The 14,661-nt window shown below is 68.2% G+C and carries 11 protein-coding genes; 4 read left to right on the forward strand and 7 right to left on the reverse strand.

What is annotated here, in order from left to right:
- Positions 1-76: 76 nt before the first annotated feature.
- Together ACN20J_RS11130 and ACN20J_RS11135 are read right to left on the reverse strand one after the other, a co-directional pair.
- Positions 77-2,692, reverse strand: coding sequence for an ABC transporter permease/substrate binding protein (locus ACN20J_RS11130; RefSeq protein ID WP_362299056.1), 2,616 nt, complete (start codon positions 2,690-2,692; stop codon positions 77-79).
- On the reverse strand, positions 2,685-3,773 hold the full coding sequence (locus ACN20J_RS11135) for a quaternary amine ABC transporter ATP-binding protein (RefSeq protein WP_189839980.1): 1,089 nt from the start codon (positions 3,771-3,773) through the stop codon (positions 2,685-2,687). The genes ACN20J_RS11130 and ACN20J_RS11135 overlap by 8 nt, the downstream gene beginning before the upstream one ends.
- A gap of 278 nt (positions 3,774-4,051) precedes the next feature.
- Between ACN20J_RS11135 and ACN20J_RS11140 the strand changes: the two genes are divergently transcribed.
- The gene (locus tag ACN20J_RS11140) at positions 4,052-4,999 is read left to right on the forward strand and encodes a 5'-3' exonuclease (protein WP_361909683.1); all 948 of its coding nucleotides are present in this window, start codon (positions 4,052-4,054) and stop codon (positions 4,997-4,999) included.
- 109 nt (positions 5,000-5,108) lie between these two features.
- Positions 5,109-5,951, forward strand: coding sequence for a siderophore-interacting protein (locus ACN20J_RS11145; RefSeq protein ID WP_189839982.1), 843 nt, complete (start codon positions 5,109-5,111; stop codon positions 5,949-5,951).
- 128 nt (positions 5,952-6,079) lie between these two features.
- Here the strand turns inward: ACN20J_RS11145 and ACN20J_RS11150 are convergent, their stop codons facing one another.
- The 3 genes from ACN20J_RS11150 to ACN20J_RS11160 all read right to left on the reverse strand — a co-directional run bounded on the left by ACN20J_RS11150 (position 6,080) and on the right by ACN20J_RS11160 (position 8,737).
- Positions 6,080-6,859, reverse strand: a complete 780-nt coding sequence (locus ACN20J_RS11150; protein WP_419665808.1) for an ABC transporter permease — start codon at positions 6,857-6,859, stop codon at positions 6,080-6,082.
- Positions 6,856-7,887: an ATP-binding cassette domain-containing protein gene (locus tag ACN20J_RS11155; RefSeq protein WP_189839984.1), complete on the reverse strand. Its 1,032-nt coding sequence runs from the start codon at positions 7,885-7,887 to the stop codon at positions 6,856-6,858. The genes ACN20J_RS11150 and ACN20J_RS11155 overlap by 4 nt, the downstream gene beginning before the upstream one ends.
- A gap of 199 nt (positions 7,888-8,086) precedes the next feature.
- On the reverse strand, positions 8,087-8,737 hold the full coding sequence (locus ACN20J_RS11160) for a PadR family transcriptional regulator (protein ID WP_419668868.1): 651 nt from the start codon (positions 8,735-8,737) through the stop codon (positions 8,087-8,089).
- Positions 8,738-9,001: 264 nt separating this feature from the next.
- Between ACN20J_RS11160 and ACN20J_RS11165 the strand changes: the two genes are divergently transcribed.
- Positions 9,002-10,564, forward strand: a complete 1,563-nt coding sequence (locus ACN20J_RS11165; RefSeq protein WP_190229344.1) for an amino acid permease — start codon at positions 9,002-9,004, stop codon at positions 10,562-10,564.
- 79 nt (positions 10,565-10,643) lie between these two features.
- On the opposite strand, the gene ACN20J_RS11170 is transcribed toward ACN20J_RS11165, so the two are convergent.
- Together ACN20J_RS11170 and ACN20J_RS11175 are read right to left on the reverse strand one after the other, a co-directional pair.
- The gene (locus ACN20J_RS11170; RefSeq protein WP_419665809.1) at positions 10,644-11,987 is read right to left on the reverse strand and encodes a cytochrome P450; all 1,344 of its coding nucleotides are present in this window, start codon (positions 11,985-11,987) and stop codon (positions 10,644-10,646) included.
- 129 nt (positions 11,988-12,116) lie between these two features.
- Positions 12,117-13,166: a terpene synthase family protein gene (locus tag ACN20J_RS11175; protein WP_189839987.1), complete on the reverse strand. Its 1,050-nt coding sequence runs from the start codon at positions 13,164-13,166 to the stop codon at positions 12,117-12,119.
- Positions 13,167-13,706: 540 nt separating this feature from the next.
- Here ACN20J_RS11175 and ACN20J_RS11180 point away from each other — a divergent pair.
- Entirely contained in the window at positions 13,707-14,651 is a 945-nt protein-coding gene (locus ACN20J_RS11180) for an RluA family pseudouridine synthase (RefSeq protein WP_190229346.1), read from the forward strand.
- Positions 14,652-14,661 lie beyond the last annotated feature (10 nt).

Here is a 14,661-nt window from a genome sequence, read left to right on the forward strand (position 1 = left end):
CGGGTAACGCCGCGAGGGGCGGGCCTCGCCGTATGGCGCTGCCCACCCCTCGCGGAGGCCCCCAATGGGGATGTGCTTACTGCGGAGTCATCCGTTCCACCATGTCCGGGTGCTCCTTCAGCCACGCGGAGACGGCTTCCTCCTCCTGGCCCTGGCCGCGGTCCTTGATCTCGCTCTCCAGGCTGCCGAGCTCGTCCTCGCTCATCTTGAAGTTCTTGATCCACTTCGTGAGCTGCGGGTACTGCTCCGGGAACTTCTTGCTGGAGATCGTCCGGATCGTGTTGCCCTCACCGAACGTCTTCTTCGGGTCCGCGAGCTTCGTCAGCTCGTACTCGCTGTAGGCCCAGTGCGGCGACCAGAGCGTGACGGCGACGGGCTCCTTCTTGGCGTACGCGCGCTTCAGCTCGGCCAGCATCGCCGGCGTGGAGCCGTCGACGATCTCGTACTCCTTGTCCAGGCCGTAGCCGGGCAGGACCTTCGTCTTGGCGAGGTTCATCTCGCCGGTGCCCGGTTCGATGCCGATGATCTTCCCCTTGAAGAGGTCGCCCTTGCCCTTGAGGTCCGCGAGGGACTTGACGTCCTTCACGTACGAGGGCACCGCGATCTCCAGGGAGGTCGGCTCGTACCAGGTGCCGAGGTCGCGCAGGTTGTTCTTGTGCTTGTCCCAGTAGTTCGCCTGCGCGTACGGCAGCCAGGCGTCGAAGTTGAGGTCGATGTCGCCGGTGGCCAGGCCCGTGTAGACCGGGCCGACGTCCATCTGCTTCAGGTTCAGCTTGTAGCCGCGCCGGGCCAGGACGTCCTTCCACAGGTAGGTGACGGCGACGTCCTCGTCCCAGGGGAACCAGGCGACGTCGACCGTGCGCTTCGCCTCGGCCGGGGTGCCCGAGGACGACTTCTCGACCGGGGCCAGCTTGTCGACGACACCGGGGTTGCTCTTCAGCCAGGTGCGCACGGCGTCCTGCTGCTTGCCCTTGCCGGCCTTGTTGATGTCCGCCTCAAGGCTGGTGAGCTGCTTCTCGGTCATCTTGAAGCTCTTGAGCCACTTGGCGACGACCGGGTTGTCCTGGGCGAAGCCCTTGCGGGAGAGCGTGTGCACGCCGTCGCCCTTGCCCCAGGCCACCTTCGGGTCCTTGAGCTTCTTCAGCTTGTACTCGCTGTACGCCCAGTGCGGCGACCAGAGCGTGCCGACGAACGGCTCCTTCTTGGCGTACGCGCGCTTCAGCTCGGCCAGCATGGCGGGCGTGGAGCTGTCGACGACCTTGTACTCCTTGTCGAGCCCGTACTCCTTGAGGACCTTGGTCTTGAGGAGGCCCATCATTCCGGCGCTGGACTCGATGCCGGTGATCTTGCCGCCGAACTCGCCCGCCTTGCCCTTGAGGTCCTCCAGGGAGTCGATGCCCTTCATGTAGGCGGGCACGCTCAGCTCCAGGGACGTCGGGCCGTACCAGGAGCCCAGGTCGTCGAGCTGCTTGCCGTACTTCTTCCAGTACTGCTCGTGGGTGACCGGCAGCCAGGAGTCGGTCTGGAAGTCGATGTCGCCCTGGGCGAGCGAGGTGTAGAGCGGGCCGGCGTCGAACTGCTTGGTCTCGACCTCGAAGCCGCGCTGCTCCAGGATCTCCTTCCAGAGGAAGGTGGAGGCGACGCCCTCGTCCCAGGGGATGTAGCCGATGCTGACCTTCTTGCCCTGGCCGACGTTCCCGCCGTCGGACGCGGTGGTCTCGCTGTCACCGGAGCCGAAGATGCCCATGCCGCCCGCGACGAGCGCGAGCACGACGACGCCGATCACGGCCACGGAGGGCCGGGGGCGGTAGGACCAGATCTTCAGGCCCTGTGCGGCGCGCAGCTTGGCTGCGGTGCGGCGGCCGAGCGGCGAGACCTGGGTGCCCAGGGCGCTGGTCATGCGGTCCAGGTAGATGGCGAGGATGACGATGGCTATGCCCGCCTCGGCGCCGAGGCCGACGTTGAGCTGGCCGATCGCCTCGTTCACGTCGCCGCCGAGGCCGCCGGTGCCGACCATGCCCGCGATGGCGGCCATGGACAGGCCCAGCATGATGACCTGGTTGACGCCGGCCATGACGGTGGGCAGCGCCAGCGGGAGCTGGACGCGCAGCAGGATGTTGCCTGGGGTGGTGCCGAACGCGTCGGCGGCCTCGACCAGTTCCTTGTCGACCTGGCGGATGCCCAGTTCCGTCATACGGACGCCGGGTGCCAGGGCGAAGATCAGGGTGGCCACGATGCCCGCGGGTCCGCCGGTGCCGAAGAACAGGATCGCCGGGATGAGGTAGATCATCGCGGGCATCGTCTGCATGAGGTCGAGCACGGGGCGGACGATGCCGCTGACGCGGTCCGAGCGGGCCGCCCAGATGCCGACGGGCACGGAGATCACCAGCGCGATGATCGTCGCCACGAGGACCAGCGACAGGGTCACCATCGCGTTCTCCCACAGTTCGAGGGAGTCGATGAAGGCGAATCCCACGAAGGCGAGGACACCGGCGGACGTACCGCGCAGCCAGAACGCGATGACCGCGAAGATGCCCGCGAGGAGAAGGGGTTCGGGCGCCTGGAGGACGTCGTTGATGACGTCGTAGGTGCCCTGGAAGACGGTCTTCAGGAAGTCGAAGAGCCACGCCATGTGGTTGAGCAGCCAGTCGACCGTGTCGTTGACCCAGTCGCCGAAGGGGATCCTAGGCACCGGCCTTCACCGCCTTGACGCTCTTGTCGCGCGGTGTGTCGCATGGCACGGGTTCGCTCTGTTCGTCGCCGAGGAAGCCGACGAGCCGCTGCCGGGGCACGACGCCGAGCAGCTTGCCCTTCTTGTCGACGACCGCCACGGGGTGCGTCAGCCGCGCGCTGATGGCGCACAGCTCGCCGAACGAGGAGTCGGGCCTGGCGGTCTCGCAGCCGCAGTCGGCCTCGTCGCCGCGCAGCTCCGTGTCCATGACGGAGGACGCGGTGAGGACCCGGGAGCGGTCGACGTCCTTCGTGAAGGAGGCGACGTAGTCGTTCGCGGGGCGGACGAGGATGTCCTCGGCGGTGCCGATCTGGACGATGCTGCCGTCGCGCATGACGGCGATGCGGTCGCCCAGGCGCATGGCCTCGTTGAGGTCGTGGGTGATGAAGACGATGGTCTTCTTGAGCTTCTTCTGCAGCTCGATCAACTGGTCCTGCATGTCGCGGCGGATCAGCGGGTCGAGCGCGCTGAAGGACTCGTCCATCAGCAGCAGGTCGGCGTCGGTGGCGAGCGCCCGGGCCAGGCCCACGCGCTGCTGCATACCGCCGGACAGCTCGTCGGGCCAGGACGTCTCCCAGCCGGCGAGACCGGCCAGCACCAGGGCCTTGGTGGCACGCTCCTCGCGCTCGGCGCGCGGCACGCCCTGCACCTCGAGGCCGTACGCGGCGTTCTCCAGGACGCTGCGGTGCGGGAAGAGCGCGAAGTGCTGGAAGACCATGCTGACCTTCCTGGAGCGGACCTCGCGCATCTCACGGTCGTTGAGCGCGGTCAGGTCCTGCCCGTCGAAGACCACGCGTCCCGCGGTCGGCTCCAGGAGTCCGTTGAGCATGCGCAGCAAGGTGGACTTGCCGGACCCCGACAGGCCCATGACGACGAAGATCTCGCCCGGTTCGACCGTGAACGACGCGTCGATCACCGCGGCCGTGGTGCCGTCCGCGCGCAGTTCCTCACGGTCGGCTCCCCCGCGCAGTCGCTCGACCGCCTCGCCGGGTCGTCTGCCGAACACTTTGTAGAGCTGTTCCGCCTGCAGCCTGGATGACACAAGTACCTCTCGGGTCGAACGAAGACGGCCCGCCTCCCCCGCCGGCGGGCCGTGGAGCGACGCGGGTTCCGCCCGCTCGTCCGGTGCGCATATGTCAGATGTGGTTGAAAATGCGACCGGGTTCGCTCCGGATCGGCGCCTGCCCCCGCCTTGATGGCGCAAACGCGACCGTGTCCCAGTTCACAAGGCGTTTACATCCGGACGGTGCGGGCACTCGTTTTCGCCCACTCTCCGCGCCGACCAGTGACTACCGGTGACTGTCAGCGGCGTACGGCATGATGCGAGGCGTGACGCAGCAGACGCAGCAGCCCCGGCGAACCATGCTCCTCGACACCGCCTCCCTGTACTTCCGGGCCTATTTCGGGGTCCCGGATTCCGTACGGGCCCCGGACGGCACACCGGTGAACGCCGTGCGGGGCCTGCTGGAGTTCATCGACCGGCTGGTGAAGGACCACCATCCGGACGATCTGGTCGCCTGCATGGACGCGGACTGGCGGCCCCAGTGGCGGGTCGACCTGATCCCCTCCTACAAGGCGCACCGCGTCGCCCAGGAGACCGAGAGCGGCCCGGACGAGGAGGAGGTGCCCGACACCCTCTCGCCCCAGGTGCCGGTCATCGAGGCGGTCCTGGACGCACTGGGCATCGCGCGCGTGGGCGTCGAGGGGTACGAGGCGGACGACGTGATCGGGACGTTCACCGGCCGCGCCACGGGCCCGGTCGACATCGTCACGGGCGACCGCGACCTGTACCAACTGGTCGACGACAAGCGGGAGGTGCGCGTGCTGTACCCGCTCAAGGGTGTCGGCATGCTCCAGATCACGGACGAGGCCTGGCTGCGCGAGAAGTACGGCGTCGACGGCGCGGGGTACGCGACCCTGGCACTGCTGCGCGGCGACCCGAGCGACGGCCTGCCGGGCGTGCCGGGCATCGGCGAGAAGACCGCCGCCAAGCTGCTGGCCGAGTTCGGCGATCTGGCCGGGATCATGGCCGCGGTCGACGACCCCAAGGCCAAGCTCACACCGTCCCAGCGCAAGCGTCTGGACGAGTCCCGGCCGTACGTCGCCGTCGCGCCCAAGGTCGTCCGGGTGGCCGGAGACGTACCCTTGCCGGACGTAACCACCGCTCTGCCCCGCACGCCGCGCGATCCGGCAGCTCTGGAGGAGCTCGCGACACGCTGGGGCCTGGGTGGTTCGCTGGCGCGGCTGCTGACGACACTTCACAGGTGAAGCAGCAATTCGATTCCCACGGAACGGTAATCGGGTTCTCAAGAAGGGGGCGCCAGTGGGCGGTGAGGTGCTAACTTAGGTAAGCCTAAGCGAACTTCGGGAGGCTGTCATGGCAGAGCGTCCGGCACGGAGGGCCCCCAAGCCCCACGCCGCGAGCGTGATCCGCACGGAGCGACTCACGCCGCACATGCAGCGCGTGGTCCTCGGCGGCGACGGCCTCGCCGAATTCACCGCGGGCACGAGCACCGACCACTACGTCAAGCTGCTGTTCGGGGCCGAGGGCGTGACCTATCCGGAGCCCTTCGACATCGCCCGGATCCGCGAGGAGTTCCCGCGCGACCAGTGGCCCGTGACGCGTACGTACACCGTGCGCGCCTGGGACCCCGAACTGCACGAGCTGACACTCGACTTCGTGATCCACGGCGACGAGGGTCTCGCCGGGCCGTGGGCGACACGCGTCCAGGCCGGCGAGATCGTCCGGTTCCTCGGCCCCGGCGGTGCGTACGCCCCCGACGCCGAGGCGGACTGGCATCTGCTGGCCGGTGACGAGAGCGCGCTGCCCGCGATCGCCGCCTCGCTGGAGGCGATGCCCGACGGTGCGCGGGTGCACGCCTTCGTGGAGGTCTCGGGGCCCGAGGAGGAGCAGAAGATCGACTCCGACGTGGAGGTCGTCTGGCTGCACCGCGGTGACCGGCCGATCGGTGAGGCGCTGGTCGAGGCCGTACGGGGCCTTTCGTTCCCCGAGGGCCGGGTGCACGCGTTCGTGCACGGTGAGGCCGCGTTCGTGAAGGAGCTTCGCCGGCTCCTCCGCGTCGAGCACGAGGTCGCCCGCGAGGATCTGTCCATCTCCGGGTACTGGCGGCTGGGGCACAACGAGGACGGGTGGCAGGCCGCGAAGCGGGACTGGAACGCGCAGGTCGAGGCGGAGCAGGAGGCCCCGCCGGTTGCCTAGGTTCCGACCCGGGTTCGTTGTCGTCTGCGGGTTCGCTGTGGTCCCCCAGCCTTCGGCCGGGAGGTGCCCCCAGGTCGCGCCCACGCGGCGGAGCCGCAAAATGTCACGGCCCCGCGCCCTTTACGGGGCTAGACCGAGCGTTGGTACGACCTGAACGTGCGGATCGACAGCCAGACCGCCGTGATCGCCAGGGCCAGGAGTGCCCCGCTCCTGGTCAGTACGACGGACCAGTCGGGGTTGTCCGACATCGCTGAACGGCCTGCCACCATCGCCCAGTTGAGTGGGTTGTAGTCGGCGATGGTGCGCATCCAGCCGGGCATCCGGGACGGGGCCATGAAGGCGGAGGAGAGGAAGGTCAGCGGCAGCAGCAGGAAGGTGTTGATGCCGATGATCGACTCCCGCTGGCGCACCAGCATGCCGAGCGCGTTCGAGAACGCGCCGAAGACCGTGCCGAGCAGTGAGGCCGCGACCACGAGGACGAGCAGGCCCGCGGCCCCGCCGGGATAGTCCGCGCCGCCGAGCTTGCCGAGCAGGATGATCAGCAGGGACTGCACGGCCGTGGTGAGCGCCTGCTGTACGACGTTGGCGTTCATCAGGGCGCCGCGGCCGACCGGCGTGGTCAGGAACCGGTTGAGCGTGCCGCGCTCGATCTCCTCCAACGTGCCCATACCGGCCCACATGTTGGAGCTGAGCGCGCTCATCACGACGATGCCCGGCACGAGGTAGTCGAGATAGCTGGTCGTGCCGAAGCCGCCGAGTTCGACGACCTCCTTGAAGAGGTTGCCGAACAGGAACAGCCAGATCGCCGGCTGGATCAGCATCATCACGACGTACGCGGGCTGGCGCAGTACCGCAGTCAGTTGACGCTGTGTCATGTACCAGGTCTGGGTGAGGGTGTTGGTGCTCATCGGGTGCCTCCCGTGAGGGCGAGGTCGTCGGTTCCCTCGGCCGTGACCGCTGCCGCGGCCTCGGCTTCGGAGTAACGGCGGCCCGCGTAGCGCAGATAGACGTCGTCGAGCGACGGGCGGGCGACGGTGGCCGCGCTGACGGCGACCCCGGCGCGTTCCAGGGCGGCGAGCAGGGCGGGCACGGCCGCGGCCCCGTCCTCGGCGCGGACGCTGATGCGGCGGCCGTCGAGGAGTGCCTCGTACACGCCGGGCAGGGCGGTGAGGGCGCCCGTCAGGAGCGTACGACCGGCTTCGCCGACGGGGTGGCGCAGTTCCACGTGGACGGCGTCGCCGCGGAGTTCGCCCTTGAGGGCGTCCGGGGTGCCCTCGACGACGACCCGGCCTCGGTCGACGATCGCGATGTGCCCGGCGAGACGGTCGGCCTCTTCGAGGTAGTGCGTGGTGAGCAGGATGGTCAGGCCCTCGTCGCCGGCGAGGCGGGCGATCTCGTCCCACATCGCGGTGCGCGCCTCGGGGTCGAGGCCGGTGGTCGGCTCGTCGAGGAAGAGGACCTCGGGCCGGTGGACGAGGCCGAGGGCGACGTCGAGGCGGCGCTGCATGCCTCCGGAGTAGCCCTTGACCTGGCGGCCGGCCGCGTCCGTGAGGTGGAAGCGGGCCAGCAGTTCGTCCACCCGCCGGCGGAGGTCGGCGCCCTTCAATCCGTAGAGCCTGCCCTGGAGTTGGAGGTTCTCGCGGCCGGTGGCCACCGGGTCGGCGCCGGACTTCTGGGCGACCACGCCGATCGCGCGGCGCACCCGGTCCGGGTGGCGCAGGACGTCGTGGCCCGCGACCGTGGCGGTGCCCGAGTCGGGGCGGGCGAGGGTGGTGAGGATCTTGACGGTGGTGGACTTGCCGGCGCCGTTGGGGCCGAGAAGTCCGAAGACGGTGCCCGCCTCGACGGTGAGGTCCATGCCGCTGAGGGCGGTGACATCGCCGGGGTAGGTCTTGATCAGCTGACGCGCCTGCACTGCGGGCGCACGGGTGCTCATGACGACTGCTCTCCTGGGTGAGCGGATGACGACTGATCCGCGTGAAGAGCGCCGGGCTATCCTGGGTGTGCCGCACCTCGATCGCCTGGCCTGCCTCACCGCGGAGTCGGCTCGGGGTTCGAGACCCTGGCGGAGCTGGTGCAACAGCTCTGCCGGGGTCTGTTCTTCTTGTTCCTGCTTCACTCCTCGTCGAAGTGCTTCACTCCTTGTCGAAGTGGCGGGCCTCCAACTCCTCGAACTCGGGCGGTACTTCCCCGGTCTCGTGGAAGCTCCGCCACTCCTTGATCCCGTCGAGCGCGCCGGACCGGAGCTCCCGCAGGAATCCGCGGACCCACTCGGCCTGCGCCTCGACCATGTGCAGTTGGTACTCGCTCTCGACGAGGAAGATCCGCGGCAGCGTCTCGTACAGCTTCGTGAGGCCGCCGCGGGCGCTGGCCGCCTGCACCTCCAGCACCTTGAGCCGCTCGGTCAGCAGCCGCGCCACCTCGTCGGGGTGGATCACCGCCATCAGCGAGAGGGCGGCCTCGAAGATCGGGAACTCACGCGCCGGGACCGAAAGCAGGTCCGACAGCCACTCCGTCGCCTCTTCACGCCCGGCGTCCGTGATGCCGTAGAGCGTGCGCTCGGGGCGGTTGCCCTGCCGCTGCACCTCGGCGACCTCGACGAATCCGTGCTTCTCCAGGTTCTGCACGACCGTGTAGAGCGAGCCGTAGTTGATCTTCAGGCTCGCGTCCTTGCCGCGGCTGCGCAGGGTCTGGGCGATCTCGTACGGATGCATCGGCCGCTCGGTGAGCAGCACCATGACGGCCAGCGCCAGGGGGTTGCCGAGCTTGCGGCGCTTGATCGCCACCGGGATCACCACTCATATCCTCGTACACGAATATCCGTGGCCGAACATATCGCGTCTCGACAACGAGCGTCAATACACACGATGTATCGCGATTCAGGGTCCAGCGCAAGGGCGTGAGGACTTAGGCCCGGCCTCGACATGGCCGCGTCATGCGGGCGAAACAGGCTCTCCCTAATTTCTGTCACCCGACAGGAATTCCGCCGCGGAGTTCCTCCGTCGCCGCCAGGATCCCGCTCCCCTGCGCCGAAGGCAGGTGCCGCCGCCGTGACCACTACCGCCCCCTCCGACGTACGCCCCGATCCGCCGGAGTCGTCCGGCGACCGCTCCCTCGCCGAGTTCGGCTACCGCCAGGAGCTGCACCGCAGCCTGGGCCGGTACGCCTCGTTCGCCGCCGGTTTCTCCTTCATCTCGGTCCTGACGACCGTCTTCCAGTTCTTCGCCTTCGGGTACGCGTTCGGCGGCCCCGTCTTCTTCTGGGCCTGGCCCGCCGTGCTGATCGGCCAGTTGCTGGTCGCCGCGTGCTTCGCCGAGCTGGCCGCGCGCTATCCGATCTCCGGCGCCATCTACCAGTGGTCGTCCCGGCTCTCCAACCTCACCTTCGGCTGGTTCGCCGGCTGGATCATGGTGATCGGGCAGATCGTGGTGGTCGCCGCCGCGGCGCTCGCGCTGCAGGTGGTCATGCCCGCGATCTGGTCCGGCTTCCAGCTGATCGGCGACGACCCGGCACCTACATCGGCGAGCGGCGCGGCCAACGCGGCGGTCCTGGGCGTGCTCCTGCTGGTCCTGACGACCTTCGTGAACGTCATCGACAACCGTGTGATGTCCCTGATCAACCGCATCGGTGTGACCGCCGAGATCATCGGCGCCGCCCTGATCATCGTGCTCCTGTTCACCCACTCCGAGCGCACCCCCGGCATCACCTTCCACACGGGCACGGCCGCCGAGTCGGGCCTGGTCGGGGCGCTGCTCGTGGGGTCGTTCACGGCGGCGTACGTGATGATCGGCTTCGACAGCGCGGGCGAGATGAGCGAGGAGACGCACCATCCCCGGCGCACCGCGCCCCGCACGATCCTCACCGCGCTCGGTGCCGCGGGCCTGCTCGGCGGCCTGATCATCCTCGGCGGTCTGCTCGCCGCGCCCAGCCTCACCGACGGCCGGCTCGGCGTCGAGGGCCTGAGCTACGTCCTCACCAGCAGCCTGGGCGACGGCGTGGGCCGGGCCCTGCTCGTGGACGTGGTCATCGCCATCGCCGTCGCGACCCTCGCGATCCAGACGTCGGCCTGCCGGATGCTGTTCTCCATGGCCCGCGACGGCCAGATGCCCTTCTCCGGGCGCCTCGCCAAGGTCAACCCGCGCACCGGCATGCCGAGCGCCCCCGCCCTGGTCGTCGGTGTCCTCGCCGCGGCCCTGCTGCTCCTCAACTTCGCCTCCCCGGAGGCCTTCCTGGCCATCGGCACCACCTGCATCGTGATGCTCTACCTCGCGTACGCGATGGTCACCGGCCCCCTGCTGTGGCGGCGCCTGCGCGGCGACTTCACGGTCGAGGGCACCGACGAGACGGGCCGCCCGCTCTTCTCCCTCGGCCGCTGGGGCGTCCCCGTCAACGCGCTCGCCCTCCTCTACGGCCTGTTCATGACGGTCAACCTGGCCTGGCCCCGGGCGGAGGTGTACGACCCGGCGGGCGGGCACTGGTACTTCCAGTGGTTCACGGTGCTGTTCTTGCTCGTCACGGTGGGACTGGGCTGCCTGTACCGGTGGCTGGGGGCACATCGAGGGCTCGCCGCGAAGCAAGAGGCACCGCTGGCAGTGCCCGCGGAATCCAGCTGATCGCCGTCGTGTCCGGCCCGGAGTCCGCTTCTCCGGGCCGGCCGATCGAGCCAACCTGACAGAGGCCGGTAATCCGCCGTCAATCAGGCACTGTCTGCATGCATTCCGCTCGGACCTGGACCCCGTGAGGCGTCAGGGTCATACGCGGTTCGATGTGCGGCGGTTGCTGGTCGACACTCGAGAGGCGCCACTGGGCCACGATCGTGGACAGGGCGAGCGTCGCCAAGGTCATCGCGTAGTTGTCACCGATGCACTTGCGCGCACCTCCGCCGAACGGAATGAAAGCGCCGCGCACGTGTTTCTGCTCGGGAAGCCACCGGTCGGGATCGAAATCGCTCGGGCGTGGATTGAACCGTGCATCGTGGTGGATGAGATACGGGCTGTAGATGAGGGTGGTATCGGCGGGGATCAGGGCGTCCGCCAGCCGGGTTTCGGTGGCGGCCGTTCGAGTCAGGATCCATCCGGGAGGGTAGATGCGCAGCGTCTCCGTGATGACCCGGCGGGCCAGGTCGAGCTGGGGAAGGTCGTCCCAGGTGGCGGTTCGGGTGCCGAGGACCTTGGCTGTCTCGGTGCGCAATCGCTCTTGCACATCGGGGTATTGGCACAGGAGATGCACAGCCCAGGTGAGCGCCACCGCGGTGGATTCGATGCCGGCGACGAGCAGGGTCATGATCTGAGCGTGGATCTCGGTGTCGCCGAGCCCGTTTCCCTCGTCGTCCTGCGTCTTGAGGAGCATCGACAGCACATCACCGTGGCTCTCGTCGTCCTGCCGGTACGAGCTGATGGTCTTGCTGACCTCGGCCCATGCCCGGTTGCGAGCCCGCTCGTAGCGCACGTTCGAGGGGAGCGGCAGACGGTTCAGGAAAGGCGGGAAGACGGCCTGCTGGTAGATACCGCGGAAGATACCCGGCAGACATTCCTTGACGGTGTCTATGGCTGGTCCCGCGGACTCAGCCGTGAATAAGGTCCGAGCAATGGTGTCACTCGCGAACGTGTACATCTGCTCGGCCACATCGATGGGCTGACCATCGCCCCAGTCGATGGCCAGCGTGTCGATCTGCTGGGTCATGATGGCGGCGTATTCGCGCAGGCAGGTGCGGGAGAAGGCCGGCTGCAAGGTGCGTCGCTGCCGTCGATGGGCGCTGTGGGGGCACGCGGCAAGGCCGTCCCCGAGTGCGTTCCCGATCCGCTCGATGAGGGGTCCGCCCTTGTCGTACGTGCGGTCGTGCAGGAGTACTTCCTGGACGAGCTCGGGCCGGCAGACCACGACGGCCGTCTGTGGACCCAGCCGTATCTGTACCAGATCACCATAGGAGGGAAGGGTTTTCAGGAAACGCAGCGGGTCACGGATCAGGGGAAACAGATGCCCGACGATCGGCAGTGCCCCCGGGGCCCGGGTTATTCCTTCAAGGTCCTTTGCCATGGCGTGTTGGCCCTTCTTGTCGATCCACGATGTTGGCGAGCCGGCGCCCCGATCCGCTCTTGGTCGCATCCATGGGGCGGGAGTGTCGTGCAGGCTGGCCCCAGGAAGCCGGGGCGTATTCCTTGCCGATCACCCGTAACTGTGCCGGTACGCAAGATCCTGGCTCGGGAGCATCGCCTCGAGGTGGGCATGCTGTTGATCCGACTCGTCCGAGGCGGTGGGCAGTGCATAGCGGGTGGTGTTCCCGTACCAATGCAGGCATCCATTCGTCCACTGCCGCATTCCGGCCGTGACCTTCAGGATCTCGTCCCGGGTGGCGGGCGGCACACCACGGCTCTTCAGGAAGGGCCGGAGCTGCTCCTCGGCGGCCAGGAAGTCGGCAATTCGCCCCCGAACCTTGGCAACGGCCGAGCGGATGGCTTCCTGCAGCGAGATTCCGCTGGAATGCTGCATGACGATGACAACGTTGTGAAAGTCTCCACGTATGTCGTCCAGGCGAACCGAATGCAAGTCGTTCTGCCAGGCGACCACATCGCTCGCAGCGTCGATGATCTCCCTGAACAAAGCCGACTCGTAGACACTTTCAGGCACCTCCGCGCCCTGGCTGAGTTCGACCAGATCGAAGCCGAACTCCATTCCCACCGACAATCGCCTGGTCTGGGTGAAGCTTTCAATCCCGGGGGGAGTTCCGCGGAACCGATTCCGGGATTCTTCCGTGAATCCCTGGAAGAATAAATCCAGGTGCCGGTTCAGTCGTCCGCGAAGCGTCGGTGAGAGCCTTTTTCCGGTACGGATGGACAGATCCGTGAGTGCCTCGGTGAAAGGAGTCCGCTCCCGTGCGGGGGCAGGGTCCTTCCCGGTGTTGATGATGCCCATCAGGCGTCGGTGGACCGGATCCCAGGCGTCGGGATTGTCGTAGACCTTCAATGTGTGCAGGTCGTCCAGGATGAAGGTGACGAAAAGCCATTCCGCGCAGAGGCAGAGATCCTCGAACGAGGCTTCTGGATAGGTCCAGGCAACAAATTTCCCGTAGCCCGCTTCCAGTCGCTCCCGACCGGCCCGTGTCTCTGCCAGTCCGAGACGCTTTCCGAGTGAGCGGACGTACTCCTCGATCCGCTCGGAGTATGGGCTTTCAGCCGGGGGTGTGGGCTCCGCGTACGTCGGGATCATGGCGAGCATTGAGTCCTCCATGTCTATGGCGCCGGAGTTTGCCAAGGCGGGTGAGGCGTGGGACAGGCTGCCCGCTCGCGCAGCGAGAAGCCGAGGAGTCGGTGGCCGATCGATGCTTCACGAGGTCCTGGGAGGACATCTCCGTCTGCGCTGTTGGCGTGCCCACTCACGGGCGTGCTCCAAGAGGGCCGGGGCAGCGGCGGCCGCGGCGGGAGGGGCCAGGACGGGTGGCGGCACGGGCTCCCCTTCCACGATGGCGCGAGCAGGACGTGCCGCCCACGGCGGTACAGCATCTATCACATCGCAGTTGCGTCCAGACCGGAAGTGGCCGTCTTTGATCCGGACGTGAACATGTTGCACTCACATCTGGATGGTCGCCCGATCAGGATGCGCACGCCCCCTTCTGTTGACTCCGACTGTCAGGACGCCGCCAGGGACGTCGGTGGAGGGCGAGTTGAGCCCGAGACCGGAACAGTTGGACGCGCGCGCAGGGTCAAATCGCCCCGCACGCGCGCGGGCGCTCGGCGCTCCCTCGTACGCTTGATCGTGATGAGACGCAGAAGCCCGGTCCCTCCCTCTCCCCTGCCGCAGCGTGACGGGGTCGATCCAGTGCGGGTGAAGCTGCCGCAGGGGGCGGCGTGGGCGACCGTGCGTGATCATCTGGTGGAGCGGCTCGCGGCCGAGGCGGGGGTGATCGACGGGATGCTGGACGCGGGGCTGATCGTGGACGCCGCCGGGCGTGCCGTGCCGCGCGACATGGCGTACGTGCCGGGCATGTTCGTGTGGTTCCACCGGGAGCTGCCGTACGAGGTGCCGGTGCCGTTCGCGCTGGACGTCGTGTACCGCGACGAGCACGTGGTCGTCGCCGACAAGCCGCATTTCCTGGCCACGACACCGCGCGGCAGTCATGTCGCGGAGACCGCGCTCGCGCGGCTGCGCCGGGAGCTGGGCCTGCCCACACTGGGCGCCGCCCACCGCCTGGACCGGCTGACCGCCGGTCTGGTGCTGTTCACCGTGCGCCCTGCGGAGCGCGGCGCATACCAGTCGCTGTTCCGCGACCGGCTCGTCACCAAGGAGTACGAGGCCGTCGCGCCGTACGATCCGGCGCTCGCTCTGCCGCGCACCGTGCGCAGCCGGATCGTGAAGGAGCGTGGGGTCATGGCGGCGCGCGAGGTCGAGGGTGAGCCCAATGCCGTCAGCGCCGTGGAGCTGCTGGAACAGCGGGACGACGCTCTGGCCCGCTATCGGCTGAGGCCCCGCACCGGGCAGACGCACCAACTGCGCGTGCACATGAGCGCGTTGGGGGTGCCGATCCTCGGCGATCCCCTCTATCCGGTGGTGACCGCCCCCGTGGCGGACGGTGACTTCCGGCGACCGCTCCAACTGCTGGCGCGGGTACTGGAGTTCACCGATCCGGTCACGGGGTGCGAGCACCGGTTCGTCAGCCCGCGCGTGCTGCGGGCCTGGTCGTCGTACGACGAGTGGGCCGGGTAGCCCCCGTGCC

Origin of the sequence: Streptomyces sp. 2-1, assembly GCF_048564895.1 — a bacterium.
Lineage (GTDB): Bacteria > Actinomycetota > Actinomycetes > Streptomycetales > Streptomycetaceae > Streptomyces > Streptomyces phaeochromogenes.